This is a genomic window from Enterobacter sp. 241F3 (assembly GCF_034106785.1).
GTDB classification, from domain to species: domain Bacteria; phylum Pseudomonadota; class Gammaproteobacteria; order Enterobacterales; family Enterobacteriaceae; genus Enterobacter; species Enterobacter vonholyi.
The window spans coordinates 14,327-39,594 of the sequence record NZ_JAWNDD010000002.1; the positions used below are offsets into that span (position 1 = coordinate 14,327).

At 55.3% G+C, this 25,268-nt stretch carries 37 protein-coding genes; 30 read left to right on the forward strand and 7 right to left on the reverse strand.

Annotated elements, in window-relative coordinates:
• Position 1: 1 nt before the first annotated feature.
• The 5 genes from UR504_RS07255 to UR504_RS07275 form a co-directional block, all read right to left on the reverse strand.
• Positions 2-1,372 carry a PepSY-associated TM helix domain-containing protein gene (locus UR504_RS07255; protein ID WP_127732007.1) on the reverse strand — a complete coding sequence of 457 codons (1,371 nt, stop codon included), beginning with the start codon at positions 1,370-1,372 and terminating at the stop codon, positions 2-4.
• A 39-nt stretch (positions 1,373-1,411) separates the two neighbouring features.
• A complete protein-coding gene (locus UR504_RS07260) occupies positions 1,412-1,816 on the reverse strand; it encodes a DUF2946 domain-containing protein (RefSeq protein WP_111964891.1) in 405 nt (134 codons plus the stop codon).
• A 228-nt stretch (positions 1,817-2,044) separates the two neighbouring features.
• A complete protein-coding gene (locus tag UR504_RS07265) occupies positions 2,045-3,094 on the reverse strand; it encodes a site-specific integrase (RefSeq protein ID WP_063960130.1) in 1,050 nt (349 codons plus the stop codon).
• Between the two features lie 23 nt (positions 3,095-3,117).
• Positions 3,118-3,456 (reverse strand): DUF2511 domain-containing protein, encoded by a 339-nt coding sequence (locus UR504_RS07270; RefSeq protein WP_320739520.1) that lies wholly within the window; start codon positions 3,454-3,456, stop codon positions 3,118-3,120.
• Between the two features lie 9 nt (positions 3,457-3,465).
• Positions 3,466-4,329 (reverse strand): phage repressor protein CI, encoded by an 864-nt coding sequence (locus tag UR504_RS07275; protein WP_320739521.1) that lies wholly within the window; start codon positions 4,327-4,329, stop codon positions 3,466-3,468.
• A gap of 121 nt (positions 4,330-4,450) precedes the next feature.
• Between UR504_RS07275 and UR504_RS07280 the strand changes: the two genes are divergently transcribed.
• The 11 genes from UR504_RS07280 (at position 4,451) to UR504_RS07330 (ending at position 10,255) form a co-directional block, all read left to right on the forward strand.
• Positions 4,451-4,822 (forward strand): hypothetical protein, encoded by a 372-nt coding sequence (locus UR504_RS07280; protein WP_023333086.1) that lies wholly within the window; start codon positions 4,451-4,453, stop codon positions 4,820-4,822.
• 32 nt (positions 4,823-4,854) lie between these two features.
• The gene (locus UR504_RS07285) at positions 4,855-5,364 is read left to right on the forward strand and encodes a phage regulatory CII family protein (protein ID WP_023333087.1); all 510 of its coding nucleotides are present in this window, start codon (positions 4,855-4,857) and stop codon (positions 5,362-5,364) included.
• A 7-nt stretch (positions 5,365-5,371) separates the two neighbouring features.
• Positions 5,372-5,572 carry a phage filamentation protein Fil family protein gene (locus UR504_RS07290; RefSeq protein ID WP_320739524.1) on the forward strand — a complete coding sequence of 67 codons (201 nt, stop codon included), beginning with the start codon at positions 5,372-5,374 and terminating at the stop codon, positions 5,570-5,572.
• Complete coding sequence (locus UR504_RS07295) at positions 5,536-5,874, forward strand: DUF5347 domain-containing protein (protein ID WP_000963462.1); 339 nt, start codon at positions 5,536-5,538, stop codon at positions 5,872-5,874. Before UR504_RS07290 ends, UR504_RS07295 begins: the two co-directional genes overlap by 37 nt.
• 67 nt (positions 5,875-5,941) lie before the next feature.
• On the forward strand, positions 5,942-6,169 hold the full coding sequence (locus UR504_RS07300) for a DUF2732 domain-containing protein (RefSeq protein WP_320739526.1): 228 nt from the start codon (positions 5,942-5,944) through the stop codon (positions 6,167-6,169).
• A complete protein-coding gene (locus UR504_RS07305) occupies positions 6,169-6,393 on the forward strand; it encodes a TraR/DksA family transcriptional regulator (RefSeq protein WP_311023062.1) in 225 nt (74 codons plus the stop codon). The genes UR504_RS07300 and UR504_RS07305 overlap by 1 nt, the downstream gene beginning before the upstream one ends.
• A complete protein-coding gene (locus UR504_RS07310; RefSeq protein ID WP_320739528.1) occupies positions 6,390-6,692 on the forward strand; it encodes a hypothetical protein in 303 nt (100 codons plus the stop codon). Before UR504_RS07305 ends, UR504_RS07310 begins: the two co-directional genes overlap by 4 nt.
• Before the next feature lie 453 nt (positions 6,693-7,145).
• Positions 7,146-9,377 (forward strand): replication endonuclease, encoded by a 2,232-nt coding sequence (locus UR504_RS07315; RefSeq protein WP_320739529.1) that lies wholly within the window; start codon positions 7,146-7,148, stop codon positions 9,375-9,377.
• A gap of 113 nt (positions 9,378-9,490) precedes the next feature.
• Entirely contained in the window at positions 9,491-9,673 is a 183-nt protein-coding gene (locus UR504_RS07320; RefSeq protein WP_023209082.1) for a hypothetical protein, read from the forward strand.
• Positions 9,674-9,676: 3 nt separating this feature from the next.
• Positions 9,677-9,910 carry a DinI family protein gene (locus UR504_RS07325; RefSeq protein WP_063960142.1) on the forward strand — a complete coding sequence of 78 codons (234 nt, stop codon included), beginning with the start codon at positions 9,677-9,679 and terminating at the stop codon, positions 9,908-9,910.
• Between the two features lie 87 nt (positions 9,911-9,997).
• On the forward strand, positions 9,998-10,255 hold the full coding sequence (locus tag UR504_RS07330; RefSeq protein WP_320739531.1) for a hypothetical protein: 258 nt from the start codon (positions 9,998-10,000) through the stop codon (positions 10,253-10,255).
• Positions 10,256-10,567: 312 nt separating this feature from the next.
• Here UR504_RS07330 and UR504_RS07335 read toward each other — a convergent pair whose 3' ends face one another.
• Complete coding sequence (locus UR504_RS07335; RefSeq protein ID WP_270654990.1) at positions 10,568-11,593, reverse strand: phage portal protein; 1,026 nt, start codon at positions 11,591-11,593, stop codon at positions 10,568-10,570.
• A 1-nt stretch (position 11,594) separates the two neighbouring features.
• Entirely contained in the window at positions 11,595-13,364 is a 1,770-nt protein-coding gene (locus UR504_RS07340; protein WP_320739533.1) for a terminase ATPase subunit family protein, read from the reverse strand.
• A gap of 166 nt (positions 13,365-13,530) precedes the next feature.
• Between UR504_RS07340 and UR504_RS07345 the strand changes: the two genes are divergently transcribed.
• The 19 genes from UR504_RS07345 to UR504_RS07435 all read left to right on the forward strand — a co-directional run bounded on the left by UR504_RS07345 (position 13,531) and on the right by UR504_RS07435 (position 25,244).
• Positions 13,531-14,385, forward strand: a complete 855-nt coding sequence (locus UR504_RS07345) for a GPO family capsid scaffolding protein (RefSeq protein WP_320739534.1) — start codon at positions 13,531-13,533, stop codon at positions 14,383-14,385.
• Positions 14,386-14,440: 55 nt separating this feature from the next.
• Positions 14,441-15,508: a phage major capsid protein, P2 family gene (locus UR504_RS07350; RefSeq protein WP_320739535.1), complete on the forward strand. Its 1,068-nt coding sequence runs from the start codon at positions 14,441-14,443 to the stop codon at positions 15,506-15,508.
• A gap of 3 nt (positions 15,509-15,511) precedes the next feature.
• A complete protein-coding gene (locus UR504_RS07355) occupies positions 15,512-16,267 on the forward strand; it encodes a terminase endonuclease subunit (protein ID WP_320739537.1) in 756 nt (251 codons plus the stop codon).
• A 99-nt stretch (positions 16,268-16,366) separates the two neighbouring features.
• On the forward strand, positions 16,367-16,873 hold the full coding sequence (locus tag UR504_RS07360) for a head completion/stabilization protein (protein ID WP_047361211.1): 507 nt from the start codon (positions 16,367-16,369) through the stop codon (positions 16,871-16,873).
• Positions 16,873-17,076 (forward strand): tail protein X, encoded by a 204-nt coding sequence (locus UR504_RS07365; RefSeq protein ID WP_023333101.1) that lies wholly within the window; start codon positions 16,873-16,875, stop codon positions 17,074-17,076. Before UR504_RS07360 ends, UR504_RS07365 begins: the two co-directional genes overlap by 1 nt.
• Entirely contained in the window at positions 17,067-17,288 is a 222-nt protein-coding gene (locus tag UR504_RS07370) for a hypothetical protein (RefSeq protein ID WP_001354073.1), read from the forward strand. The genes UR504_RS07365 and UR504_RS07370 overlap by 10 nt, the downstream gene beginning before the upstream one ends.
• Positions 17,272-17,781 (forward strand): lysozyme, encoded by a 510-nt coding sequence (locus tag UR504_RS07375; protein ID WP_320739539.1) that lies wholly within the window; start codon positions 17,272-17,274, stop codon positions 17,779-17,781. The genes UR504_RS07370 and UR504_RS07375 overlap by 17 nt, the downstream gene beginning before the upstream one ends.
• Positions 17,778-18,203, forward strand: coding sequence for an Rz-like lysis system protein LysB (gene lysB, locus UR504_RS07380; RefSeq protein ID WP_248201422.1), 426 nt, complete (start codon positions 17,778-17,780; stop codon positions 18,201-18,203). The genes UR504_RS07375 and lysB overlap by 4 nt, the downstream gene beginning before the upstream one ends.
• Positions 18,091-18,336, forward strand: coding sequence for an Rz1-like lysis system protein LysC (gene lysC / locus UR504_RS07385; protein WP_320739540.1), 246 nt, complete (start codon positions 18,091-18,093; stop codon positions 18,334-18,336). The genes lysB and lysC overlap by 113 nt, the downstream gene beginning before the upstream one ends.
• Positions 18,299-18,766 carry a phage tail protein gene (locus tag UR504_RS07390; protein ID WP_214551125.1) on the forward strand — a complete coding sequence of 156 codons (468 nt, stop codon included), beginning with the start codon at positions 18,299-18,301 and terminating at the stop codon, positions 18,764-18,766. The genes lysC and UR504_RS07390 overlap by 38 nt, the downstream gene beginning before the upstream one ends.
• Positions 18,759-19,208 (forward strand): phage virion morphogenesis protein, encoded by a 450-nt coding sequence (locus tag UR504_RS07395; RefSeq protein ID WP_320739541.1) that lies wholly within the window; start codon positions 18,759-18,761, stop codon positions 19,206-19,208. Before UR504_RS07390 ends, UR504_RS07395 begins: the two co-directional genes overlap by 8 nt.
• A 68-nt stretch (positions 19,209-19,276) precedes the next feature.
• Positions 19,277-19,918: a phage baseplate assembly protein V gene (locus UR504_RS07400; protein ID WP_320739542.1), complete on the forward strand. Its 642-nt coding sequence runs from the start codon at positions 19,277-19,279 to the stop codon at positions 19,916-19,918.
• Positions 19,915-20,265, forward strand: coding sequence for a GPW/gp25 family protein (locus UR504_RS07405; RefSeq protein WP_320739544.1), 351 nt, complete (start codon positions 19,915-19,917; stop codon positions 20,263-20,265). The genes UR504_RS07400 and UR504_RS07405 overlap by 4 nt, the downstream gene beginning before the upstream one ends.
• 5 nt (positions 20,266-20,270) lie before the next feature.
• Positions 20,271-21,179, forward strand: coding sequence for a baseplate assembly protein (locus UR504_RS07410; protein WP_320739545.1), 909 nt, complete (start codon positions 20,271-20,273; stop codon positions 21,177-21,179).
• Positions 21,172-21,780, forward strand: coding sequence for a phage tail protein I (locus UR504_RS07415; RefSeq protein WP_213787202.1), 609 nt, complete (start codon positions 21,172-21,174; stop codon positions 21,778-21,780). The genes UR504_RS07410 and UR504_RS07415 overlap by 8 nt, the downstream gene beginning before the upstream one ends.
• Positions 21,777-22,799 carry a phage tail protein gene (locus UR504_RS07420; RefSeq protein WP_320739547.1) on the forward strand — a complete coding sequence of 341 codons (1,023 nt, stop codon included), beginning with the start codon at positions 21,777-21,779 and terminating at the stop codon, positions 22,797-22,799. The genes UR504_RS07415 and UR504_RS07420 overlap by 4 nt, the downstream gene beginning before the upstream one ends.
• A complete protein-coding gene (locus UR504_RS07425) occupies positions 22,799-23,395 on the forward strand; it encodes a tail fiber assembly protein (RefSeq protein ID WP_320739548.1) in 597 nt (198 codons plus the stop codon). Before UR504_RS07420 ends, UR504_RS07425 begins: the two co-directional genes overlap by 1 nt.
• Before the next feature lie 124 nt (positions 23,396-23,519).
• Positions 23,520-24,713, forward strand: a complete 1,194-nt coding sequence (locus tag UR504_RS07430; RefSeq protein ID WP_320739550.1) for a phage tail sheath protein — start codon at positions 23,520-23,522, stop codon at positions 24,711-24,713.
• A gap of 12 nt (positions 24,714-24,725) precedes the next feature.
• Positions 24,726-25,244, forward strand: coding sequence for a phage major tail tube protein (locus UR504_RS07435; protein WP_023333115.1), 519 nt, complete (start codon positions 24,726-24,728; stop codon positions 25,242-25,244).
• Positions 25,245-25,268: the final 24 nt, after the last annotated feature.

Consider the following 25,268-nt stretch of genomic DNA (forward strand, 5'->3'; position numbering starts at 1 on the left):
GTTATTTAGCGGATGATTCGGCGAGCGTCACCCTGGTTGCCGCTCGCCAGCGCAGCCAGTCCACCAGAATAAACAGCGCCAGACTCACGCCCATCACCGGCAGGGCTAGCCCCAGCAGTACGCTGATTATCAGCGTAACCCCTCTTCCCCATCCTGACAGCGCCAGCCAGCTCTGACAAAGCGTCTGTACCGGACTCACTGCCGATTGCGCAGGACGACGCATCCACCACATCCGGTATCCCCAGATAATGAGCACGCACAGGGCGAGGCCGAACGCCACGAGCAGCAGCTGATTCACTAGGCCGAATAAGATCCCCATATGGAAATCCACGCCCCAGCGGGTCAGTTTTGCCATTAACGGGAAATCCTCGAATCGGGTTCTGTCCAGGACCTGCATCGTATGGGGATCTACCGCAACGGCGTCCACCTGAGTCGGCCAGCTGCGATCGATTTCCGTTACGGTCCAGGCACGATCCATTGTTTTCGCCGGGCGGATCTCCAGCTTGCTGGCATCAATCCCCGCGTTACGCGCCGCGCTTAATACCCCGTCAAACTGCGTCAAATCCATCGCCATTTCCGGCATCATCATCCCACCGTGATGACCGCGATGTTCGGCATGTTCATCCATAACCTCATGTTGGCCGGATAGCGTCGTGTTCACCTGCGGGGTGAGCCAGTTCATCTCTGCACGCAGCTTATCCACGTTCCCGCCAGCCCACTGGGACCAGGTCAGGCCGGTTGCGGAGAACAGCAGCATTCCACCCAGCAGAACCCAGCCCAGCGTCACGTGCACCCGACGCCGGTTCTGGAAGCGATTGTTGATCCGCCGTTTGGGTCGGGTATAAAACCACAGGGCAATACCGCCCAGCGCGGCAACCCACATCCAGGAGGCTGCAAGCTCGCTGTAGAGCCTCCCCACGTCGCCCAACATCAGAGAGGTGTGGAGGTAATCAATGGTCTGACGCAGCGGTAAAATCCCGCTGGTGCCGTATACCGTCATATCTCCCAGTACCGTCAGGCTTACCGGATCCACGAAGATAGCGCGGTTCTCCGATGACCCAAGTTTCGGGTCAGCGAACATCACGCGGGTGGTTTCGCCTTCAGCCAGCCCCGGACGAACGGCGTGCAAACGTAAATCTGATCCAACGGTTTTTTCCGCCACGGCGATTTGTTCGGCCAGAGGCTGCGGCTCGCCCACGGAATCCGCGTGGAGCGCGTGTCGGTAGAGCGCATTCTCCAGCTGCGGGGTCGCCACATACAGCGTCCCGGTCAGCGCGGCGAAGAAGATAAACGGGCCGACAAACAGCCCAACGTAGAAATGAAGGCGACGCAGCAGGTTTCCCCATGCCGCGCGCGAGGTGCAGGTAGTCATACTTTTCCTTTTTAAGGCAAAAAGTTATCGATTTTGTTTTTAAAGGGAAAAAGCAGACTGCCGCGGCGGCGCGCGGGTATCCGGGTAAAGCCAGGGGAAGAAGTGCCAGTGGTTGACCGCCTGACGCGGCGGCTTAACGCGAAGCCTCTGCAGCACCACACTGAGCAAGACGATCAGCGCCAGCATCACGCCAGGGACATGCGCTAACAGCACGCAGTAGCCACAGGCTTCCGCATGGTCGACAGGCATCGAGTGCGGCATATCGCCGTGATGCTCGTCCATCGACATCATGCTCATGTCATGATGCATGCCCGGCATGGCGCTCATGGGATCTTTCTGCAACGAGACGGAGATCAGCGGCGCCACCACGATCAGCAGGATCGCAAACAGCGCGATCAATGCCGCTGCGCGTTTCCGGTCAGGCTGATGCAGTACGTTATCCACTTCCCCTCCACTCAAGAGGCAAGCATTGTAAATGATTTATGACGAAAGGGTTAACTCGAGAGGTGCGATGGGATAAAAAAAGGGCCAGCCTTTCGGCCAGCCCTTTCTAACAGGATGTCGCTTAAGCGAATCTTAGTTCAGACGCTCCTAATAACACCCTTTCAAAAACATACACTTACCATAAAAAACAACTAGTTAAGTTAATTTTTAATGCAGCGAATTGTAGTGTTATGCAACCTCTGCCGCCATATTGTCGCCAACATAGAGAGAAAGAGGGTTGAGAGAGACGGCTTGCTCTAAATGGTCAGGAGCAAAGTGCGCGTATCTCATTGTTTCGCGAATGTTGGAATGTCCGAGGATTTTCTGCAGTACCAGTATGTTTCCGCCGTTCATCATAAAATGCGCACCAAATGTATGCCTCAGGACATGCGTCTTTTGCCCTTCAGTTAGCTCGATATTCGTGAGTTTGAGCATCTTTTTAAACTCCTGATAGCAGGGCTTGAACATTCTGCCCTGACGTTCGGCTAGCTCGTCATACAACCATTTAGGAATGGGAACGGTGCGATTTTTCTTACCTTTGGTTTTTGTGAAAGTCAGTTTGCAGGGAGAGAGTTGAGGCCGCGTCAATCTCTCGGCCTCCCCCCATCTTGCGCCGGTTGCAAGACAGACTTTGACAATCATCGTGAGATCCTCTTTGCCGTATTGCTCGCAGGCTCGAAACAGCTCAGGGATTTGAGAAAGAGTTAGCCAGGACATTTCTTTCTCGGCTTCTTTGAATACGCGTACCCCTTCCAGTGGGTTGGGTAAACTCCACTCCCCTAACCGCCGCAGCTCATTAAACACAGCTATAAGATATTGCTGCTCACGATTCACGGTTATTGGTTTGGCGACCCATTTCGCCGGGTCTTTATGATATCCATTGTCTATTTCACCACGGAGTCGACGGTCGCGGTAATGAGCCCAATCTTTAGCGGTAAAGCGGGATGCAATTGGGTCGCCCAAACCGTTACACACAATTTGCAGCTTTGCTAACCGCGACTTACTGGCGACTAAAGCTTGTCCGTGCAGGTTATGCCAGAGTTGAATCAACTCGCTTAAGCGTCGGCGATCTTCTTTCTTGCCGAGCCAAGGCTTGTCCTCACTTTCATTCTTCGTAAATGTTTCGAATGCCTCGGCCTCACCTTTTGTATTGAAATGCCGACGAATACGCCGACCTTCCCTACCGTTTGGATAAAGCTCGCATAACCATTTACCGTTTTTTTGCTTACTAACTGTCATAGCTACACCGAGGCCAAATATTTTTATTCACAAAGCGCAATGGCTTCACTGAAAACAGGAGCAATATCAGCTCGTTCTAATGGATCGTTAGGGTCTTTTTTTATAACTTCTTTTAAATCTCGCCCTTCCATTTTTCCAGACTTGACGGCGTTCTTAGCCATGCCGCTTAAGGGATAGCGTTCATCCGTATCAGTGTCATAAACAAAAACGTAGTGACTATTTACACAGGATACTTTTGCATGTTCAAAGGTAAGCGGCCATTTATCACCAAGAGATTTACTATCAATCTCTTTAAATTTCTCAGCGGCTAAGGCTGAGGAAGAAAGCGCGATACCGGCCATCAAAAATAATAACTTTTTCATAACTGCTCCTTAAACATGCTTTTCCAAAGTAAAAATCACTGCACCTGATGGTGTGATGTCTGAAAGATTACATTCAAACTCCGCAGACTTATTTGAAAGCCTGACCTTTCCACCTGGTAACCTGATGACATCAAAAACATCGAGCGCACCATCAATGCCAATAAGCCAACGACCATTACCGATCTTTGAGTTAGAACAATCAACAAGCCAAGATGCGCCTACTCCATCAATAAAGATCAATTCATCAATGTTTTCAGGAACCATTGTAAGGTCTGGAGTCCAACGCCCAATATCTTTAAGCTCGCCAGCTTCAAGGCGACATTTTCTTACTGTTAAGGCGCTAAGAGATTCACTTTCCCTGCCGTCTCGCATCTTGCCTTTGCCTGTAGAAAGCCACTCCAACGAAACGCCTGTGTCAAGTGCGCAGGTCACCACCACATCGCCCGGGAAAAAGTCACGCCTGACCCAAGTGCTTATAGTGCCGGAAGAAATACCCAATAAATCACCAAGCTCTTTTTGCATCGTAAACCCATAAGCATCAAGAATTCTGCGCAAAACGGTTTTGCCCCCGTTCGTCATGATCTCGTCATAGAGTTCTTTGCCCTTTAGCTTGCAACCGACTCGCTCATGTTTTGCATTTGCAAGCTCACCACTTACAAGCCAATTGATATCAGCACCAGTATCAAGACAACACCTAACTATGACATTGCCGGGTATTGCATCGCGTTGAACCCAGCCACTAACGCTGTGTTTAGCGATGCCCAACAGGTCAGCTAAATCCTTTTGCATCTTGACGCCATAGGCTGACATTACGCGCTCTAACACGCCATTTGATGCACCTACACGCCACTGAACATCGAGTTCAGAACTCATAAAAACCCCTACAGATAATTTTATGGGTGTTTACAGATAACTTTTTACGATCTATAGTGGCGCTTATCGACCAAGATGCACACCACTGCACCACATTTCAAACAACAGGAGATAATGCGATATGTCAGATGCAAAATCAATCTCGACGCACGACTCGCAAAACTCACAAAATCAAACTGTGCTGTTAGACCCGACTCAGTTTGACGCCATCGTTACAGCAATGCTGCCAGCCCTGCAGACAATGATTCGCTCTGCAATGTCCGACACCATGACAGTGAAAGACTTTGCCGCCACTCGCGGCGTTAGCGAGCGTCTGGTCTGGCAATGGCTTGATGAGGGCATTCTTCTTAAAGCTCCGACCAAAGACTTTTCCAACAAAGAGGAAGCCGGTAAACGAAGCCGCACCCTCGTAAACGTAAAAGCATGGCGCGACAAACTGACTCAACAAGCGATCGATTGTCGCTACATCGACCAGCGCACCGCTCTTAACTGAATTTGATTATGCAAGTTAGAGGGAACTTAACCATGTTTGATTTTCAGATTTCCAAACATCCCCATTATGACGATGCGTGTCGTGCTTTCGCTCAACGTCACAACATGGCGAAGCTTGCCGAACGTGCGGGAATGAATGTTCAGACGTTACGTAACAAGCTCAACCCGGAACAGCCTCACCAGCTCACCCCGCCTGAGTTATGGCTGCTGACAGACCTGACCGAAGACTCAGCCTTAGTTGATGGTTTTTTGGCTCAGATTCATTGCCTGCCATGTGTACCGGTCAACGAACTGGCGAAAGACAAACTGCAGTCTTACGTCATGCGTGCTATGCGTGAGCTGGGAGAACTGGCGAGCGGCGCGGTCTCTGATGAGCGACTGACCTCTGCCCGTAAGCACACCATGATTGAAAGCGTTAACTCTGGTATTCGCATGTTGTCTTTGTCGGCACTGGCGCTGCATGCGCGTTTGCAGACCAATCCAGCAATGACGAGTGTTGTCGATACCATGAGCGGTATTGGCGCGTCATTCGGTCTGATTTGAGGTGCTTATGCTGAAAAATGAACCGTCATTCGCGTCTCTGCTAGTTAAACAAAGCCCCGGCATGCACTTCGGCCACGGCTGGATCGCAGGTAAGGACGGCAAGCGCTGGCACCCGAGCCGCTCACAGGCTGATTTACTGGCTGACCTGTCCACCAAAAAACAGGGGAAATCATGGCTATCGAAGCTGTTTCCGCGAATGTTCCGCTAAAGGCTGGCGAGCGTCTGGCTGGTCTCAATCACATAGCTGAATTACGCGCGAGATATTGGGGTGATAGCTGGAAAGAGGTTGAGCGTTTTGTCGATGATATGCGCGATAAACGCGATCCACAATTTGAAGAAAATACTCGGGCGCTGGCCGCTATTTTCTTTCTGGCAAAAATACCGGCGGCTCGTCATGAGCTCGAATTAAGTGAGCTGACTACTGACGAGAAAAAAGCATTGATTACAGCGATGAATCATTTTCGTGCAGTGGTGAGCTTATTTCCAAAACGGCTAACCATGCCGAATTAATCCAAACAGAAATTTAATGGCGTAAACCCGCCGGGCTTCTTATTGCCCGAAATCAGGAGAGTCAATTATGCGTAATACCGAAACCCGTAGCTTTCACACCGATAGCGATGCACTGGCCGTACTGCTGAGCGATGCCAAAAAAGAAGAGCGTAAAGACCGAGCTCTCGCCGTTTCCATGCGTCTTGAGGCGCTGGCTATCCACATCACCAAAGAGGGTATGAGCGGCATCGAAGCCGCCGAACTGCTGCGCCGTGAAGCAACCCGCTTTGAGAATGAATCACAGGAGCTGCACTAATGGCCGATGCAATGGATTTAGCACAACAGCGTGAGCAGGAAGACCGCGAGCGCCACATCAGCAACGCGCGCAGCCGTATCGCTGCGCCCTCTCGTTTCATCTGTGAAGAATGTGAAGCACCAATCCCGGAAGCGCGCCGCATTGCGATTCAGGGCGTGGCTTTATGCGTGACCTGTCAGCAAATCGCCGAACTTAAATCGAAGCACTACATGGGGGCGATATGACAATCCAAAATTTGACCGAGGAAAGCCGTTTCACCAAAGAGCAGTTAATCGCTAGGGCTAAGGAAAATCTCCTCGCTCTGGAGTGTTTCCCGTTGCAAGCGGTGCCTCAAATGGATTTGGCGCTAATGAAAATCGCAATAGCAGTGCTGACCGCGAAGCCGCTTGGATGGACTGACGATCAGGAATTACGGAGCATCGAAATACACGGCTGCGGCTATCTCTTTAATGCCAACCCTGTTTCACCTAACGCCGACTCACGCCGGGTTATTAAGCTTTACCGCCTGCCGGAGATTGATTGATGGAATTCACCAAACAGCAGTTGATTACGCATGTAACAGCAAAGGCAGCACGGATAAAGCCAGATTCACAGGCTAACGACTCTCGCCGCAATGAAGCGCTGATGAATAAACATGTGCTTGAAATCGCTTTGGCAGCACTGACCGCGCCAGACTACATCCCGCCTCACGTACTGGACGCAATGAGCGATATGTGCGACGGGGGTTTTAATGCACAAGGCATTTGGGATTTATGCCGGGAATCAATTATGCCCCCAGCGCCTTGCCCCCGTTGTGGGACTGTATCAGACAGGCCAGACGGTGGACATTATTGTCACGTCGACGCCGGGCAATGTGGAATTTGCGCTAACTGCGTCCCACAGATAAACGGAGGTTCAGGGTTTAGCAATTGTGCCGAAGCGCATGCTGCAGAGATAGGCCAACCATGCATTACAGCCATTAAGGGGGCTGACGCTAATGCATAGCTCTACGGTTGCTTATGCTTATCCGTGGAATGCCCCACGGTCGGCAATAGCCAGCCCGTATCTTACCTATGACCAACAGCATCGCCGCGATCGTATGTTCGCGGCTTTGCTGCATGCGCGGAAGGTGCTTTCTCTGCAGCCTGAGTGCGTGCGTTTTGATGTATACCGCACCGCTGCGGTGCTGGAACAAAATCAGGGCAGTCAACGAGCCAATGCTTTTTTAATCAGCTTCTGCAAAAAGGCATTGCCGCGTCTGGAACTGGTCGCAAAAAAATACGAGTGCGCTGGCATCGACAGCAAAGTGTCAGCCGCTGTTTTCGGTGGTCATTTCGATACTGAAATCATGCAATATATGGCGTCACGTATGGTCAACATGGTTGCCAGATATAACCGCCTCCCTGATATGTCGCGCGCCGATATTGACCTGCTGGCCGCTGATATCGCTAATTTCATTCGTGCTGAACTGGCTGACAATGATGACGCTGGGTTTAGCGAGCTTAAAACGCTGTATACCTGGTACATGCGCGCCGGTTTTATTTCTATGCAATTTAACGTTTCCCCGCCGCATTGGGAGCGCGTGACAAAAAAGTATGTCGGTCAGGATGAGATAGCACCGGCAGTAATGCGCATGTTTAATGAGGTTTGGTGGCGTGGCCGTCTGCGACGCATTGCGGCGTCATGGCGGGAACATCTGCAAATTGCAGTCGGCAACGTCAGTAAGAAACGACACGCCTATGCGAGTAAAAACTGCGTGACCGACTGGCGTGAGCAGAAGCGCCGCACGCGTGAATTTCTCAAGGGGCTGGATCTCGAAGACGAAGACGGCAACCGCATCAGCTTGATTGAAAAATACGACGGTTCTGTCGCTAACCCTGCGATACGCCGCTGCGAGCTGATGACCCGCATCCGTGGGTTTGAAAATATCTGCAATGAGCTCGGTTATGTCGGGGAGTTTTACACCCTGACTGCGCCGTCTAAATATCACGCTACCACTAAAGCAGGCTACCGGAACAGCAAATGGAACGGAGCCAGCCCGTCGGACACACAAAGTTATCTCACCGGACTTTGGGCGCGCATTCGCGCCAAACTGCACCGGGAAGAAATCCGCATTTTCGGCATCCGTGTTGCTGAACCTCATCACGACGGGACGCCTCACTGGCACATGCTTATGTTCATGCTGCCGGAAGACGTTGAGCGCGTGCGCCTCATCATTCGTGATTATGCGTGGGATGAAGACCGCCACGAACTGAGAAGCGACAAAGCCAAAAAGGCGCGCTTTCATGCCGAAGCCATCGACCCGGAAAAGGGCAGCGCTACCGGCTATGTTGCTAAATACATTTCAAAAAACATCGACGGCTATGCTCTCGATGGTGAAACCGATGACGAAAGCGGTGAGCTCCTGAAAGAGACCGCGCCTGCCGTTTCAGCTTGGGCGGCGCGCTGGCACATCCGTCAGTTTCAGTTTATCGGTGGTGCGCCGGTGACGATCTACCGTGAGTTGCGTCGTCTCGCTGACACAGAGACCGCGCACGGTCTAAGCGTTGAGTTTGCAGCTGTCCATGATGCCGCCGACGCCGGTGATTGGGCTGGCTACGTTAATGCGCAGGGTGGTCCGTTTGTTCGTCGCGATGATTTGCAGGTGAGAACGCTGTACGAGCCGCGCACCGAGTTTAACCAGTACGGCGAGGAAACCGTCTGCATCCGTGGCGTATACGATTCCGCTATCGGTGCCGGCACCCCGATTTTGACCCGACTCACGCAGTGGAAAATTGTTCCGAAGCGTGCCGTTGATTTGGCCGTTGACGTTAAGGGCGCTCCTGCGCCCTCTCGGAGTTCTGTCAATAACTGTACGGGAAGCGAAAGCGATCCACTGATACTGGATTTAACAAAACCGCTGAGTCGGCGAGAAAGACGAGAGCTGGCGAGCCGACTGAGGAAGCAAAAACCGTCAAAAAGACGAAAATTCATCCACGGAACGGACGAACAAAAAGCAGCTTTGTCGAAAACTATCGACGAGATACATCTCACAACCGGCATCACCATCAGCCGGGGCGAAGCCCTGCACCTTATGTCAGGTGGTAAAAGTTGCTTTAACGGTAAATGGTTGCGTGGAACGGCTAAAGGAGAGGTATTTTCCGCAGCACCGTCACAACAGTCTCAAGCCAGACGGATTCTAAGTCGCGTTGCGGCTTTAGCCGAAGCGGCAACAAAAATTGATAGCTAATATTCATCCTTATCATGCACATACATAACTCTTACGTTTTTTTTCTCTTCCCATCTTTTGCTAATACATGATACTGTACAAACATACAGTAAAAACTCTATGGGAGGGATTTCATGGTTGGCGAACATTTCAGCCGAACTCAACAAAAGTGGGCGTGCGTGCAATTTATTGCCGAGGTATCTCTGATTGCAAACTGCAAACCAACAGACTTAAAGCTCGCTCTCACTCTCATTGCGGATCTTGCAAACAGCGAAAATAACGAAACCGAAGATGATATTTTTTATAAGGCTGAATAGTTTATGAGAATCAATATCACGCTGGATAAAGAGCAAAAAATTAGCCAAACGACGTTGGATGCACTTGAGGCTGAGTTGTACCGCAATCTTCAACCTATTTACCCAAAGACTGCGATCCGCTTTCGCAAAGGTTCTGCGAATGGTGTTGAGCTAAGCGGGTTGAAACTGGACGAAGATAAAAAACGAGTAATGGAAATTATGCAGCAGGTATGGGAGGACGATAGCTGGCTGCATTAACAAACTCCGCCGGTGCTGGAACTTGCTTTCAGTGCCGGTGGCGTTGAACAACGAGCCCTGCGAGGCGTTAGCATTTCTGGAGGGGTTATGGCGGGTCATGACTTGGGTTTTCAGGTGGTCTATCGGGGTGAGACCCTAGAGTATTACCGCCCCGGAGGGTGGGTTTTCTTCCAGCGGCCTAAAGATTGCGGCGGCGGGTACTGGCTGGGGCGCACTTATGACGGCGTTTTTATGATTGAGTACGAGCGACCGGTGTCGCTAAGTGATGGTATGGATTTTCTGGCCTCAATGAAAAAAGTCGAGGCAAAAAGCGAGGAATTTGACCCGAATTATTCGCTTTTTTAGCGGCGCATGCATCAGGTGCATGAGTTTGCATTCGATTTTTATTCCTGCGTTTGCCAGCCAGCGCCAGCGCTGGCGCGGTTCGGGGCTCCTGATGCACCTGCATTAAAAGCGACCCGTTAAGCGCGCAGGCGAGGCGGGGATAGCACTGCGCGCCAGACGTGGTGACAGGATTTATTTTGCGCGTCTGTGCGCGTCGTGTGGGCGTGCTGAGCGGTGAGGTTGAATCGTGATGAGGTTGCGGGGTTGCGTGGCGTGTACGGCGTCTGGTGAACTCTGAGGATGTGCCGCCCGGAGGCGGCATTTTATGCGGGTTTACTCGGTCTCGATGTTGTAATCCTTAAAGCGGATCACCTCCATCCCGAGCCAGTCGTTTATCTCTTTGAAACGCTCCTGCAGCGGCGTCAGCTCGTTACGCACAAATACCCGCGCCACCTTCTCGATATCGCCCATCGAGCCGATATTTTCAGGCTTGCCGCCCATCAGCTGGAACGGCACGCGGTGCGCATCGAGCAGGTCAGCGGCGCTCACCTTCTTGATGTTAAAAAAATCATCCTTCGTGGCGACTTCACTCAGCGGCACGATCTTAATGCCGTCCGGTTTCCCGTTCGGGGCGTAGAAAAACAGGTTTTTGAAATTCCCGAGCCCTTTCGAGTCGCGCATCGCGGAGCGCAGCGCCTCGACGTCGGTGCTGCTTTGCGCCGCGTCGGTCACGTACATGATGTAACCCGCGTGCGCGCCGTTCTGATAATACTTGCGACGAAACAGCGTGGCGGATTCATTCAGCCAGGCGGAATTAAGCGCGCTCAGGTATTCCGGCATCCCGTAGAGCTCCTGATTGATATCAGGCTCAAGCAGATGAAACACCGAACCGGGGGCGAACTGGTGCGGATTGGTAAAGCTCGATACGTACCAGTAAACGCCATCCTCGACACCACGGCGGGTGTATTTGGCCGGGGAGGTTTCCAGCTTCAGGAGCTGGCCGGTCACGCTCATGCGCTTTTCGAGATAGCCGTTTGCAAACACCAGATAATCAAGCACAAGGCGGCTAAAGTCCTGACGGGACAGCAACGGGTGCGGGATAAAGGTGCTGGTCAGAATGTTGCGCTTTACGTAAATCGGGGAGCTGTGATGCACGGCGGCGCGCAGGCTTTTTGCCAGTCCCGAGAAGTTGACCGGCGGCTCGTACCATTTGCCGTTATTGATGCACTCGACATAGTCGAGGATGTCGCGGCGATCCAGAACGGGTGACGGCTCACCAAAGGTGAACGCCTCCATTTTCTGCGGCGCGCTGGCGGTCATGCTGGTCTGTTTTGGCTGTTTCTTTTGGCGTTTTTTCATCTTAGTTAATATCCAGAATTGAACTTGATTGCATACCGCTACCGGCGGAAAGCGGCTCGTTTAGCAGGGCGTGCATGGTCGCCCACGCGATATCCGCGTGGCTGGCTTCCTCGCTGCGGCTGGCTTCATAGGTGGCGCTGCGGCCGCTGCTGGTCATGGTTTTGCGGATAGCCATAAATGACTGCGTGATGTCGGTCGCCCCGGCGTCATATTCCAGACACCCGCGCCTGATGGTGTCTTTTGCTTTCAGCACCATTGCGGTTTTCATTTCCGGCGTGTAGCGGATGGCGCGCGCCGCCGGGAAGAATGAGCGCACGAGCTGGTAAACCCCCTGGCCGATGCCGGTCGCATCGATGCCGATATAGTCGACGGTGTATTTCTCGGTCAGCGCCCGGATGGCCTCGGCCTGCGCGGCAAAGTCCATGCCTTTCCACTGGTGACGCTCAAGGATGCGGAACTTGCCACCGGCAACCAGCGGCGGAGCCAGTACCGCGCACCCGGCGCTGTCCCCGGTGTGTGACGGGTCATAGCCAATCCAGACCGGTCGCCAGTTAAACGGACGGTCGGCGAACGGCTCGAAGTCCTCCCATTCCTCCATCGCATCGACCATGCAGCGCTGCAGCTCCTCGAACGGGAATACCGACGCCTTATCGTCGACGAACTCGCACATAAACAGGTTACGGAAGTCATCCGCGCTGTTTTCCTGCTTAAGCTGGTCGAGGTTAAACAGGGTGCAGCCACCGGCGAGCGCGTCCTCAATGGTAACAATCTGCCGCCACTGACCGTCACCGCACAGCACACCACCGGCAAGCGCATGATGACTGATATCGATGTCGACACGTTCGTCGCGGTTGCTGCGGCCACGGTTAAACAGCTCGCCTGACCAGAACGGGTAAGCGCCGTGCGCCAGCGTCGATGGGGTCGAAAAATAGGTTGTGCGCAGGTGAGATTGCGACGCCATACCCGAGGCGACTTTTCGCAGCTTCTGAAAATTGGGGATCCAGAAAATTTCATCGACATACAGGTCGCCGTTGTGGCTCTGCGCGGTGTTGGAATTGGTCCCGAGAAAAATCAGCTCAGCGCCATTGTTGCCGATGACGATCGGGTCGCCTGACAGGTCGACGTCAACCAGACGGGCAAAGGCGATGATGTACTTTCGGAACACATAAGCCTGCGTTTTACTCGCCGATAAAAATATCTGGTTTTGCCCGGTCTTAAGGGCGCGCAGGAGCGACTCACGCGCAAAGTAGAACGTCGCGCCAATCTGGCGCGATTTCAGGATGTGGCGGATGCGGTGCTCTAACCCTGCTTTATGCCAGCGGAGCTGATACTCAAACGACTGGTCGAAGAAAATCTCTTCCAGCTTTTCTATCGCTTCATCACTGAAGAAATTGCGTTTCGGCTTTTTGCGATCCCCTTTGTTGCGGCTGGCGATATTGGGGTTTAAATCCACCTCGTTTCCGGTCTGGCCGTAGCGGTTAACGCGCGCGAGCCGCTCCATCTGGCGCGACAGAAAATCCGCGACTTTGAAGTCATGCGCGGTCAGGTCTGGCTTAGCGTAGAGCTGGATAAGTCGCGCCTCCAGCGTCGATTCCACGCGGTTAATCGGCGCGGTTTCTTCCCATCCATCGCGCTGTTTCCAGCTCTGCACGGTCGGGCGCTTGAGCTGCAGCATGTCGCAGATTTGCGGCACGGCGAACCCCTGCCAGTACAACAGGCGCGCCTGTCGTCGCGGGTCATTGAGCAGTGAAAGGTCAGTTGAAATGGTCATGCTTGCCTCGTTTTTGGTGTTACGTGGCAAGGCTAAGGAAATGGGGTGTTATAAGCGCTAAGTGCCTGTTGTGTCAGATCTAATCAGATCGTAAGCGGTGGCTGATACGGGTCAGAGTCGGGAAACTAAACCCGACCCGAAAACCCAACATCAGGACACCTGAACAATGGCAAAGAAAGTCTCTAAATGGTTTCGCATCGGCGTCGAAGGTGACACCTGCGATGGCCGCGTCATCAGCGGCGATGATATTCAGGATATGGCCGACACGTTCGACCCCCGCGTCTACGGCTGCCGCATTAACCTCGAACATATCCGGGGGCTGATGCCTGACAGTCCGTTTAAACGTTATGGCGATGTGACCGAGCTCAAGGCGGAGATTATCAGCGATGGCTCTGCGCTCGATGGCAAAAAAGCGCTGTTTGGCAAAATCCAGCCGCTCGACGAGTTGGTCAGCATGGTGAAAGCCGGTCAGAAGGTTTACACCTCGATGGAGATCCGCCCGAACTTTGCCAACAGCGGCAAATGTTACCTCGTTGGCCTGGCCGTCACCGATGACCCGGCTAGCCTCGGAACGGAATACCTCGAATTCTGCAGCCGCGCCACGCAGAACCCGCTCGCCGGTAAAAAAGACCAGCCGGACGACGTTTTTTCTGTGGCCTCACTGGCTGAGCTGGAGTTTGAGGACGTCCCCGACACCATGCTCAACAGCCTGACCGATAAGGTCAAAGCCATTTTTGGCCGTAAGCAGGCCAGCGATGATGCCCGTTTCGCTGATGTGCATGAGGCGGTGACCACCGTCACCGAGCAGGTGCAGACCAACCTCAATGCTACCGACCAGCGCGTCACCGAGCTGGAGACCGCTTTTGCACAGCTTAAGCACGACGTGGCCAGCAAAGTCGATGAAAACGCGCAGGCGTTTACCTCCCTGAAAAGCTCCCTCGATAACACCGAAAGCCAGAGCCAGCCGCGCCGCGAGCTTTCAAAAGGCGGTACGGGCGACGAGCTGCTGACCAACTGCTGATAACGCGCCGGGCGTGCTGCCCGGCCTGAACCCTTTTACCCGAACAGGAAAAACCATGCGTAAAGATACCCGCTTCAAATTTAATGCCTACCTGACCCGCGTCGCGGAGCTGAACGGCGTTTCCACCGACGACGTGGCGAAAAAATTCACCGTCGAGCCGTCGGTCACGCAAACCCTGATGACCACCCTGCAGATGTCATCCGCGTTTCTGACCAAAATCAACATCGTGCCGGTCGACGAACTGAAAGGCGAAAAAGTCGGGGTGGGCGTTAACGGTACGATTGCGAGCACCGCCGACACCGCCGGTGATGACGAGCGTAAGACCGCAGATTTCACCGCGCTGGAGTCCAACAAATACGAGTGCGCGCAGATTAACTTTGACTTCCATATCCGCTACAAACAGCTCGACCTGTGGGCGCGATTCCAGGACTTCCAGACTCGTATCCGTGACGCCATTATCAAGCGTCAGTCGCTGGATTTCATCATGGCCGGTTTCAACGGCATCGAGCGCGCGGCGACGTCCGACCGCAAAAAGAATCCGATGCTGCAGGACGTGGCGACAGGCTGGCTGCAGAAGTACCGCAATGAAGCGCCAGCGCGCGTGATGTCCAAAATCACCGACGAGGACGGCGCGGTTATTTCCGACGTGATCCGCGTGGGTAAAAACGGCGACTATGCGAACCTCGACGCGCTGGTCATGGATGCCACCGGCAACCTGATTGACGAGATTTATCAGGATGACCCGGAGCTGGTTGTCATCACCGGGCGTAAGCTGATGGCGGATAAGTATTTCCCTATCGTCAACAAAGAGCAGGCAAACACCGAGTCGCTGGCCGCTGACATCATCATCAGCCAGAAGCGAATCGGCAACCTGCCTGCCGTGCGCGTGCCTTACTTCCCGGCAGATGCGCTGATGGTGACGCGTCTCGACAACCTGTCTATCTACTTCATGGATGACGCGCATCGTCGCGCCATCATTGAAGAACCGAAAAAAGACCGCGTAGAAAACTACGAGTCAATGAATATTGACTATGTGGTCGAGGCTTACGCCGCCGGTTGCCTGATTGAAAACATCAAGCTCGGTGACTTCACCGCACCTGCAGCACCGGAAAGCGGGGAGTAAGCCATGACGAGTCCCGCAGCGCGTCACATGATGCGGGTCTCGGCCTCTGAAACAGCGCAGCGGGCTGCCGTCCCGCTGCGCAATGCAACTGCCTATGAGCAGATGCTCGTTAAGCTGGCCGCAGACAACCGCACTCTGAAACAAATCCGATCCAATGAGCGCAAGGCAGACAAAAAGCGCGAGCTGCTGCCGTTCTATCTGCCGTGGGTCGCTGGCGTCCTCGAAAACGGCAAAGGCGCGCAGGATGATATCGTCATGACGGTGATGCTCTGGCGTCTCGATGCTGACGATATCGCCGGGGCGCTGGAAATTGCCCGTTATGCAATGACCTACGGCCTGACCATGCCGACCGGTCGACGTCCGACGCCTTACCTTCTGGCCGAAGAGGTGGCACTGGCCGCGCAACGCCTGCGCGGTGCGAAACAGCCGGTCGAACTGTCGAACCTGCTCGACACCCTCGCGCTGACCGAGCGCGCGGATATGCCCGACATCGTGCGCGCGAAGCTGCACAAAATCACCGGCTACGTGCTGCGTGATGCGGAGCAACTGCCGGAGGCGCTGGCGCACCTGCAGCGTGCGATCCAGTTAGAGAGCACCATCGGCGTTCGAAAAGACATTGAGCAGCTAGCGCGCCAGCTCAGGCCAAAACCCGAACCGACACCGAAAACCAAAACGACTAAACCGCGCACGCGCAAAGTCGCCGAAAAACCGGCGGCACGGCGCGGGCGTCCACCAAAGGCGGCAAAAGCCGCAGGTTAACCGAGCGCTCCCCGAGCCGGGCGGCACGCCGGTCAATGCGGGTATCTATTGCCCTGACTGCGACCGGCGTCCACCGCCCACCCATTACCCGAGGTTGTCATGACGACGCTGATTATTGAGCCAAAAAAAGAGCCGCAGGATGTGCCGGGCGTGGTGATACCGCCGCCGGGCGTGAGCGAGCCGGTAATCAAAAACACCCCGTTTTTTCCTGACGTGGATCCGAAGCGCGTGCGCGAGGAAATGCGTTTAGAGCAGACCGTTTCCCCCGTGCGCTTGCGCCGGGCGATTAAGACCGCCATTGCGGAGACTAACGCGGAGCTGAGCGACTGGCGCGAAGTTCAGCTCGATGCCGGTTACGCCACGCTGGCGGATGTCCCGACCGACAAACTCGACGGCGAAAGCGTGCGCGTTTTCCACTACTTCAACGCCGTGTGCTCGATGACGACGGCCACGCTTTATGAGCGTTTTCGCGGCGTGGATGCGACCGCCAAAGGGGACAAAAAAGCCGACAGCATCGACAGCACTATCGATGAAATGTGGCGGGATATGCGCTGGTCTGTGGCGCGCATCCAGGACAAAGCGCGCTGTATCGTGGGGCAAATCTGATGAAAGCGTATGCGCTGCAGGGCGACACCCTCGACGCGATTTGCGCCCGGTACTACGGGCGCACTGAGGGCGTGGTCGAAACCGTCTTAGAAGCTAATCCCGGCCTGTCCGAGCTCGGCGTCATTCTGCCGCACGGCACGGCAGTAGAGCTGCCCGAGACCGAGAGCGCGGCCAGAACCGAAACGGTGAATCTATGGGACTGAGTATGGAAAAAATCACCACGTTTATCGCCTACTGGCTGGCCGTGGGGCTGGCGTATGTCGGAGCAATGTCCCCCGAAAAGATGGCGCTTTACGTGGGCGGCGGATGCGCCATTTTTACCGCGCTGACGAACTACTGGTTTAAGCGCAAAACGTACCTCTATCTGACATCGCTCGGACTCGATAAAGGGGCTATTCGTGAAATCAATCGTTAAAAAGTGCAGTGTGGCCGCCGTGCTGGCGCTGGCAGCGCTGATGCCTGACTTTCGTCTGCTTAACACCTCGCCCGAGGGGCTGGCGCTGATTGCCGATCTCGAAGGTTGTCGCCTGACGCCTTACCAGTGCAGCGCGGGAGTGTGGACGTCGGGCATCGGCCACACTGCAGGCGTCGTGCCTAAGGGGGAAATCACCGAACGTCAGGCGGCGGCGAACCTCGTCGCGGATGTGATGAACGTCGAGAAGCGTCTCGCAGTCTGCGTGCCGGTGGAAATGCCGCAGCACATTTACGACGCGCTGGTCAGCTTCTCATTCAACGTGGGAACCGGTGCGGCCTGCCGGTCGACGATGGTCGCCTATATCAAGCGTCATCAATGGTGGCAGGTGTGCGACCAGCTCCCTCGCTGGGTTTACGTGAATGGCGAAATTAACAAAGGGCTGGAGAGCCGCCGCGCGCGCGAGCGTGCTTACTGCCTCAGGGGGATTCAATGAAAGTGATGTTGTTTTTACTGGCCGCGCTGATGGCGGTTGTGCTCTGGCAGCGTCATGAAAACGGCAAGCTGACGCGCTCGTTTGAACGGGCAAACAAGGTAGCCACCGAACAAAAAACCGCGATCGGAATGCTGAAAAATCAGCTTTCCGTTTCGCAGGGAATTGCCAGGCGAAACGAAACCGCGCAGGTCAGTTTACGCGGCGAACTGCTGGCCGCCGGTGCGATGGCCGTGCGGCGTGAAGAAACCATTACGAGGCTGATAAATGAGAATGAAACCTTACGCCGCTGGTATAGCGCTGAACTGCCTGATGTTGTGCGCAGGCTGCACACCCGCGCCGCCTGTGCCTCAGCCGGTCATTGTTTACAGCGCCTGCCCGAGGGTGAGCTATTGCCCGATGCCGGGAAGCGACCCGGCCACTAATGGCGATCTGAGCGCCGATATTCGCAGGCTTGAGCACGCGCTCGCCGCCTGCGCGCTGCAGGTTGAAACCGTCAAAGACTGTCAGGATAAACTCGATGAAGAAAGCACGCAGCCTGCGCGAAGCGCTGATTAAAGCCGTTCCGCAGCTTGAAACAAACCCCGAAATGATGCGCATCTTTGCCGATGAGGGGAATATCGATGCGCGTCTCGCGGCCTCGCTGTCGCATGAGAAAATTTATACCCTGAATGTGATCGTGTGTGACTTTGTGGGCGACCCTGACCTGATTTTCGTGCCGGTGGCCGCATGGCTAAGGGAAAACCAGCCGGATATCTGCACGCTCGATGACGGGCGCAAAAAGGGCTACCGTTTCCAGATGGATTTAAACGACGGGGACAGCGTCGACATCAGCATCAGCCTGCAGCTCACCGAGCGCACCCTCATCAAAGAGGAAAACGGCGCGCTGCACGTGAGCTATGCCCCTGAGCCGCCGCTGCCGGAACCCGTAACCCCACCAAAAGAGCTCTATCTTGACGGAGAGCTGGCGAGTAAATGGGATGAGTGAATTTAAGCCCTTTGATGAAAAGCTAAACGGTCTGATTGCTGCCCTGTCACCTGCTGCACGCCGTAAGCTTGCCGGAGAGATAGCAAAGGAGCTGCGCAAATCGCAACAGCAACGTATCAAACAGCAAAAAGCCCCAGACGGCTCGCCGTATCAGGCGCGAAAGCGTCAGCCTCTCAGAGCAAAGACCGGGCGGATTAAACGGGCGATGTTCCAGAAGCTCCGCACAAGCCGGTACATGAAAGCCACTGGCCGTGAAAACAGCGCGGTGGTGGAATTTACCGGCAAAGTGCAGCGTATTGTGAAAGTGCATCAGTACGGGCTAAAAGACCGCCCTAACCCGCACAGCCGTGACGTGCAGTATGCAGAGCGCCAGTTACTCGGATTCAGCCGGGAAGATAAACAGCTCGTCGAGACGCTGATAATTAAACACCTCTCTCTCTGAGCGTTGTCACAACAACCACAAAACACCGTTCCATTGCCGCTGGCCTCCCCCGGCGGCATCCTTTCCCTATGAATAATCTAAATTCTCTGCAGGAAATCGCACGCGCGATCCGCAATCTTATCCGCACTGGCATCGTGACCGACGTCGACCACGACGAGGGGCTTTGTCGTGTCCAGACCGGCGGCATGGAAACAACCTGGTTGAACTGGCTTACCAGTCGCGCCGGTCGCTCGCGCGTATGGTGGGCTCCCTCCGTTGGCGAGCAGGTGCTTTTGCTTGCTGTCGGCGGCGAGCTCGATACGGCATTTGTGCTACCCGGCATTTTTTCGGATGACCATCCCGCGCCGTCTGCCTCCACTGATGCGCTTCATGTTTCCTTTCCTGACGGGGCGGTTATTGAGTACGAGCCCGAAAACGGCGCGCTCACCGTGTCAGGCATCAAAACCGCAGACGTCACCGCGTCTGAGTCCATTACAGCCAACGTGCCGGTGGTGCTGGTGAAAGCGTCGAGCCGCATCACGCTCGATACGCCGGAGGTGGTATGCACCAACAAGCTGACGACCGGCACGCTCGAAGTGCAGAAAGGCGGGACTATGTCCGGGAACATCGAGCACACCGGCGGGACACTGAAATCAAACGGCGTGCAGGTGGATAACCACGCGCACGGCAACGTACAGAGCGGCGGAAGCTGGACTAAGGGGACGCAATGACGGTGCGTTATCTGGGAATGAACAGCCAGACCGGCCTCGGTATCTCTGAGGTTGAGCATATCCGGCAAAGCGTGCGCGACATTCTGGTCACGCCGGTTGGCTCGCGCGTCATGCGTCGTGAATACGGCTCGCTCCTGTCGCAGATGATTGACCAGCCGCAGACCCCGGCGCTGCGCCTCCAGATTATGGCCGCGTGCTATTCCGCGATCCAGAAGTGGGAGCCACGCGTAGACCTCTCGACCATTACCTTTGAACGGTCGGAGACCGACGGCGGGCTGTATGTCGACATCACCGGCATCCGCTCAACCGGCGGCCAGCCATTTTCCATCACCATTCCACTGAGCTAATCACTATGGCAACCGTTGACCTGAATCAGTTACCCGTTCCCGATGTGGTGGAAGAACTGGACTTTGAAACCATTCTTGCCGAACGCATTGCGACGCTAATTTCGCTTTATCCCGAAAATCAGCAGGAGGCTATCGCCCGGACGCTGGCACTTGAGTCAGAGCCGATTGTGAAGCTGCTGCAGGAAAACGCCTACCGTGAAGTTATCTGGCGTCAGCGTGTGAATGAAGCCGCGCAGGCGGTAACGCTGGCCTATTCAACCGGTCGCGACCTCGACGTCGTGGCCGGAAACAATAATACCGAACGCCTGACCATCACCCCGGCGGATGACACAACCATACCGCCAACGCCTGCCGTTATGGAGTCTGACACCGACCTGCGTATGCGTACGCAACAGGCATTTGAAGGCCTGAGCGTGGCGGGTCCGGTCGGTGCTTATGAGTATCACGGCCGCAGCGCCGACGGGCGGGTCGCTGACGTCTCGGTCGAAAGCCCGTCGCCCGCCTGCGTGACGATTACCGTGTTATCCCGTGAGGGTGACGGCACCGCGAGCCCTGAGTTACTGGCAATCGTTGAAAAAGCACTGAACGCCGAAGATGTGCGACCGGTGGCCGACCGGGTAACCGTCCAGTCAGCCCAGATTGTGCCGTACCAGATTGACGCGACGATCTACGTTTACCCCGGTCCCGAGTCTGAGCCCATCAGGCAGGCATCGGAGCAGAGGCTTCAGAGCTATATCAGCGCGCAGCACCGCCTCGGGCGTGATATCCGCCTGTCAGCCATTTACGCGGCGCTGCATGTTGAGGGGGTGCAGCGTGTCGAGCTGGCATCACCGCAGGCCGACATTGTGCTGAGTAAGTCGCAGGCGTCGAACTGTACCGAGTACCAGATAACTATCGGGGGCTCGGATGAGTGACCGGCTGTTACCCGTTGGCTCGTCGCCGCTGGAGGTCGCCGCCGCTGCCGCGCTCTCTGAAATTCAGCGCGTGCCGGTACCACTGCGCACCCTGTGGAACTGGCGTACCTGCCCGGTAAACCTGCTGCCGTATCTGGCGTGGGCGCTGTCGGTCGACCGGTGGGATGAGAAGTGGCCGGAGACGACAAAGCGCAGCGTGTGTGCATCCTCATTTTTTGTCCATCAGCACAAAGGCACCATCAGCGCATTGCGTCGGGTGGTTGAGCCGCTCGGCTTTCTGATTGAGGTGCGCGAGTGGTGGCAGCTTGACGAAGCGCCAGGTACTTTCCGCCTCGTTGTCGGGGTGCTCGACAGCGGCATTACTGACGAAATGTATCAGGAGCTCGAGCGCCTGATTGAAGATGCCAAACCGGCAAGCCGCCACCTGACGGGGCTGGCTATCAGCCTGAGTGCGACCGGTGAGCTGTATGTCGGCGCGGGATGCTACGACGGCGACGCGCTCACCGTTTACCCCTACACCCCCGAGGAAATTGTCGTCGGCGGTGAATATTACCCGGCCTCGGCCATCCATTTGATTGATAACCTGAGAGTGAACGCATGACCGCAAAATATTTTGCCATTCTGACCAATCAGGGCGCGGCGCGGCTGGCGAACGCGGCGGCACTCGGTACCAGACTAAGCCTGACGCAGATGGCCGTCGGTGATGCGAATGGTACGCTGCCGACCCCTGACCCGGCACAGACGAAGCTCATTAACCAGAAGCGCATCGCGCCGCTGAACCTGCTGAACGTTGACCCGGCCAATACCAGCCAGATTATCGCGGAACAGATTATTCCCGAGAATGAGGGCGGTTTCTGGATCCGCGAGATTGGCCTCTACGATGATGAGGGGATTCTGATTGCCGTGGCAAACTGCCCGGAGACCTACAAGCCGCAGCTGCAGGAGGGAAGCGGCCGCACGCAGACCATTCGCATGATTCTGATTGTGTCGAGCACGTCGGCCATTACCCTGAAAATCGACCCGTCGGTAGTGCTGGCAACGCGGCAGTATGTCGAGGACAAGGCTATCGAGGTGAAAGCCTATACCGATAATCTGCTGGCCGCACACCTCGGCGCTGCTGACCCGCACACGCAATACCTCAAAACGGCGGATATTGATAAATACATTCCGGTCGGTTTTCCGCTGCCGTGGCCGCAGGCAACGCCGCCGGAGGGCTGGTTAAAATGCAACGGTGCGGTTTTTGACAAGGCGAAATATCCAAAGCTGGCTGTCGCCTATCCATCCGGTAGCCTGCCCGATTTGCGCGGTGAGTTTCTACGAGGGTGGGATGACGGGCGCGGTGTGGATTCCGGGCGTGGCCTGCTGTCGGCTCAGGGTGATGCTATTCGTAATATCACTGGTAAGTTTGGTAATACGCAATTGTACCCAAGTATTTATCGTGAAGGTGCATTTGGCAGTGTTGTTGAGAATGTATCGCAAACCACAGGCTTAACTCTTGCTCCCTCGGGGCAAGGGAATGGGGTTGTTAATTTTAGCTTTGATGCCTCCAGAATTGTGCCTGTCTCCTCTGAAAACCGACCGCGCAACATTGCATTTAACTACATCGTGAGGGCGGCATAATGGCGAAAGCAACACTGAACAAACAGGGCATTACCACAAAAGCCGGTGACATGACCGTCTATAACTTTGACGGTGAAACCCGCGAATATCTGGCTTCGTCTGTCGAGTTTCTGGCTGTGGGCGTGGGTATTCCTGCTAATTCCTGCACCGATGCACCGGTCGAAAAAAAGGAGGGTTTCGCGGTGTGCCGCACGGCCAGTCTTGACGGGTGGGAGTATGTTGCAGACCACCGGGGCGAAACGGTTTATGACACGGAAACCGGTCAGCTGGTCAACATTACCGCGCCCGGTGACTATGCCGTCGGCGTAACTACGATTGCACCGTCTACCCCCTATGACCGCTGGAACGGTAGCGAATGGGTCACGGATAAGGACGCGCAGAAAAATGGTCATGCTAAGGAGGCAGAACAGAAAAAATCCGCGCTGCTGAATAAGGCACAAAGCACTATCAGCCTGTGGCAGACTGAGCTGCAGCTCGGCATCATCAGCGACGATGACAAGGCCAGCCTGATTACATGGATGAAATACATTCAAGCACTGAACGCGATCGACACCTCTGCGGCGCCGGATATCGAGTGGCCGGAAAGACCAGAATAAACGAAGCCCTCCACCCGGAGGGCTTTTTTGTCTGTTGTGTTATCCCTCCACCAACGGCATTGCATCGCACCTGCGCGACGCACAACAGAAAATAGTCGCACCCCTTAACCACGGAGTTAAACAGATGGGCGACTATCATCACGGCGTCGAGGTCATCGAGATTAACGATGGCACGCGCACCATTTCCACCGTCTCGACGGCCATCATCGGCATGGTCTGCACGGCCAGCGATGCTGACGACAAGACGTTTCCCCTTAATGAGCCGGTACTGATTACCAGCGTGCAAACGGCGATCGGGAAAGCCGGTAAAAAAGGCACGCTGTCAAAATCCCTGCAGGCCATCGCCGACCAGTGCAAGCCGGTCATTGTGGTGGTGCGCGTTCCTGAAGGTATTGAAGACCCGGAAGACCCCGAAGCGGCGCAGAAAGAAACCATTTCCAACATCATCGGCACGACCGACGAAAACGGCAAATACACCGGGCTGAAAGCGCTGTTAACGGCGAAAACCGTCACCGGCGTTAAGCCGCGCATTCTCGGCGTGCCGGGACTTGATTCTCAGGAAGTGGCGACCGCGCTTGCGTCGACCTGCCAGAGCCTGCGCGCGTTCGGCTACGTGAGCGCGTGGGGCTGCAAGACCATTTCCGACGCCATCAAATACCGTGAGAATTTCAGCCAGCGCGAGCTGATGGTCATTCATCCTGATTTTCTGGCATGGGACACCACGGCGAACGAAACCGATATTGCATGGGCGACCGCCCGCGCGCTCGGCCTGCGCGCCAGAATCGACCAGACTATCGGCTGGCACAAAACGCTGTCTAACGTGGGTGTAAATGGCGTCACCGGCGTCAGTGCCTCGGTCTCATGGGATTTGCAGGAGCAGGCCACCGACGCCAACCTGCTTAATCAGGCCGGAGTGACAACGCTCATCCGCAACGACGGCTTTAAGTTTTGGGGCAACCGCACCTGTTCTGACGATCCGTTATTCGTGTTTGAAAACTACACCCGCACGGCGCAGGTGCTGGCCGACACGATGGCGGAGGCGCACGCGTGGGCGATGGATAAGCCCGTTTCCGCAACGCTTATCCGCGACATCGTCGCCGGTATCAATGCCAAATTCCGCGAGCTGAAAAACAACGGCTATATCGTTGACGGCTCCTGCTGGTACGACCCGGAGTCAAACTCCGTGGAAACCCTGAAAGCCGGGAAGCTGTATATCGATTACGACTACACCCCCGTCCCGCCGCTGGAAAACCTGACCCTGCGCCAGCGCATCACCGATACCTATCTGGCAGACCTGTCAGACTCGGTCAACAGCTAAGGAGCTCAGAGCATGGCGTTACCACGCAAACTGAAATACCTGAATATGTTTAACGACGGTCTCAGCTACATGGGCGTCGTTGAATCCGTCACCCTGCCAAAGCTGACCCGCAAGCTTGAGAAGTATCGCGGCGGCGGGATGCCGGGCTCGGTGTCGATTGACCTCGGCCTCGACGACGACGCGCTGTCGCTTGAGTGGACGCTGGGCGGCCTGCCTGACGTTGAGCTGTGGGCACAGTACGCGTCACCGGGTGCCGACAGCGTGCCGCTGCGCTTCACCGGCTCTTTCCAGCGCGATGATACCGGCGCAATTTCCGCCGTTGAAGTGGTCATGCGTGGCCGTCACAAGGAGTACGACGGCGGCGAGAACAAGCAGGGTGAAAGCGGCACGACCAAAATCGCGACTGAGTGCTCGTACTACCAGCTCACGATCGACGGCAAGGAGGTCATCGAGATTGACGTCGTCAACATGGTGATGAAGGTCGACGGCGTCGACCGTCTCGCTGAGCACCGCCGGGCGATTGGCCTGTAACCCGTTAACCGGTCAGCCAGGCTG

What these genes read in the sequence shown, in the direction of transcription:
- lysC (WP_320739540.1), top strand. Translation starts at nt 18,091, where the DNA reads ATGTTGTGCGCAGGCTGCACACCCGCGCCGCCTGTGCCTCAGCCGGTC.
- UR504_RS07355 (WP_320739537.1), top strand. Translation starts at nt 15,512, where the DNA reads ATGACGAGTCCCGCAGCGCGTCACATGATGCGGGTCTCGGCCTCTGAA.
- UR504_RS07330 (WP_320739531.1), top strand. Translation starts at nt 9,998, where the DNA reads ATGGCGGGTCATGACTTGGGTTTTCAGGTGGTCTATCGGGGTGAGACC.
- UR504_RS07255 (WP_127732007.1), bottom strand. Translation starts at nt 1,372, where the DNA reads ATGACTACCTGCACCTCGCGCGCGGCATGGGGAAACCTGCTGCGTCGC.
- UR504_RS07365 (WP_023333101.1), top strand. Translation starts at nt 16,873, where the DNA reads ATGAAAGCGTATGCGCTGCAGGGCGACACCCTCGACGCGATTTGCGCC.
- UR504_RS07295 (WP_000963462.1), top strand. Translation starts at nt 5,536, where the DNA reads ATGGCTATCGAAGCTGTTTCCGCGAATGTTCCGCTAAAGGCTGGCGAG.
- UR504_RS07300 (WP_320739526.1), top strand. Translation starts at nt 5,942, where the DNA reads ATGCGTAATACCGAAACCCGTAGCTTTCACACCGATAGCGATGCACTG.
- UR504_RS07270 (WP_320739520.1), bottom strand. Translation starts at nt 3,456, where the DNA reads ATGAAAAAGTTATTATTTTTGATGGCCGGTATCGCGCTTTCTTCCTCA.
- UR504_RS07350 (WP_320739535.1), top strand. Translation starts at nt 14,441, where the DNA reads ATGCGTAAAGATACCCGCTTCAAATTTAATGCCTACCTGACCCGCGTC.
- UR504_RS07345 (WP_320739534.1), top strand. Translation starts at nt 13,531, where the DNA reads ATGGCAAAGAAAGTCTCTAAATGGTTTCGCATCGGCGTCGAAGGTGAC.
- UR504_RS07325 (WP_063960142.1), top strand. Translation starts at nt 9,677, where the DNA reads ATGAGAATCAATATCACGCTGGATAAAGAGCAAAAAATTAGCCAAACG.
- UR504_RS07410 (WP_320739545.1), top strand. Translation starts at nt 20,271, where the DNA reads ATGGCAACCGTTGACCTGAATCAGTTACCCGTTCCCGATGTGGTGGAA.
- UR504_RS07420 (WP_320739547.1), top strand. Translation starts at nt 21,777, where the DNA reads ATGACCGCAAAATATTTTGCCATTCTGACCAATCAGGGCGCGGCGCGG.
- UR504_RS07390 (WP_214551125.1), top strand. Translation starts at nt 18,299, where the DNA reads ATGAAGAAAGCACGCAGCCTGCGCGAAGCGCTGATTAAAGCCGTTCCG.
- UR504_RS07435 (WP_023333115.1), top strand. Translation starts at nt 24,726, where the DNA reads ATGGCGTTACCACGCAAACTGAAATACCTGAATATGTTTAACGACGGT.
- UR504_RS07430 (WP_320739550.1), top strand. Translation starts at nt 23,520, where the DNA reads ATGGGCGACTATCATCACGGCGTCGAGGTCATCGAGATTAACGATGGC.
- UR504_RS07310 (WP_320739528.1), top strand. Translation starts at nt 6,390, where the DNA reads ATGACAATCCAAAATTTGACCGAGGAAAGCCGTTTCACCAAAGAGCAG.
- UR504_RS07415 (WP_213787202.1), top strand. Translation starts at nt 21,172, where the DNA reads ATGAGTGACCGGCTGTTACCCGTTGGCTCGTCGCCGCTGGAGGTCGCC.
- UR504_RS07305 (WP_311023062.1), top strand. Translation starts at nt 6,169, where the DNA reads ATGGCCGATGCAATGGATTTAGCACAACAGCGTGAGCAGGAAGACCGC.
- UR504_RS07265 (WP_063960130.1), bottom strand. Translation starts at nt 3,094, where the DNA reads ATGACAGTTAGTAAGCAAAAAAACGGTAAATGGTTATGCGAGCTTTAT.
- UR504_RS07290 (WP_320739524.1), top strand. Translation starts at nt 5,372, where the DNA reads ATGCTGAAAAATGAACCGTCATTCGCGTCTCTGCTAGTTAAACAAAGC.
- UR504_RS07370 (WP_001354073.1), top strand. Translation starts at nt 17,067, where the DNA reads ATGGGACTGAGTATGGAAAAAATCACCACGTTTATCGCCTACTGGCTG.
- UR504_RS07335 (WP_270654990.1), bottom strand. Translation starts at nt 11,593, where the DNA reads ATGAAAAAACGCCAAAAGAAACAGCCAAAACAGACCAGCATGACCGCC.
- UR504_RS07425 (WP_320739548.1), top strand. Translation starts at nt 22,799, where the DNA reads ATGGCGAAAGCAACACTGAACAAACAGGGCATTACCACAAAAGCCGGT.
- UR504_RS07285 (WP_023333087.1), top strand. Translation starts at nt 4,855, where the DNA reads ATGTTTGATTTTCAGATTTCCAAACATCCCCATTATGACGATGCGTGT.
- UR504_RS07320 (WP_023209082.1), top strand. Translation starts at nt 9,491, where the DNA reads ATGGTTGGCGAACATTTCAGCCGAACTCAACAAAAGTGGGCGTGCGTG.
- UR504_RS07340 (WP_320739533.1), bottom strand. Translation starts at nt 13,364, where the DNA reads ATGACCATTTCAACTGACCTTTCACTGCTCAATGACCCGCGACGACAG.
- UR504_RS07400 (WP_320739542.1), top strand. Translation starts at nt 19,277, where the DNA reads ATGAATAATCTAAATTCTCTGCAGGAAATCGCACGCGCGATCCGCAAT.
- lysB (WP_248201422.1), top strand. Translation starts at nt 17,778, where the DNA reads ATGAAAGTGATGTTGTTTTTACTGGCCGCGCTGATGGCGGTTGTGCTC.
- UR504_RS07360 (WP_047361211.1), top strand. Translation starts at nt 16,367, where the DNA reads ATGACGACGCTGATTATTGAGCCAAAAAAAGAGCCGCAGGATGTGCCG.
- UR504_RS07395 (WP_320739541.1), top strand. Translation starts at nt 18,759, where the DNA reads ATGAGTGAATTTAAGCCCTTTGATGAAAAGCTAAACGGTCTGATTGCT.
- UR504_RS07275 (WP_320739521.1), bottom strand. Translation starts at nt 4,329, where the DNA reads ATGAGTTCTGAACTCGATGTTCAGTGGCGTGTAGGTGCATCAAATGGC.
- UR504_RS07405 (WP_320739544.1), top strand. Translation starts at nt 19,915, where the DNA reads ATGACGGTGCGTTATCTGGGAATGAACAGCCAGACCGGCCTCGGTATC.
- UR504_RS07315 (WP_320739529.1), top strand. Translation starts at nt 7,146, where the DNA reads ATGCATAGCTCTACGGTTGCTTATGCTTATCCGTGGAATGCCCCACGG.
- UR504_RS07280 (WP_023333086.1), top strand. Translation starts at nt 4,451, where the DNA reads ATGTCAGATGCAAAATCAATCTCGACGCACGACTCGCAAAACTCACAA.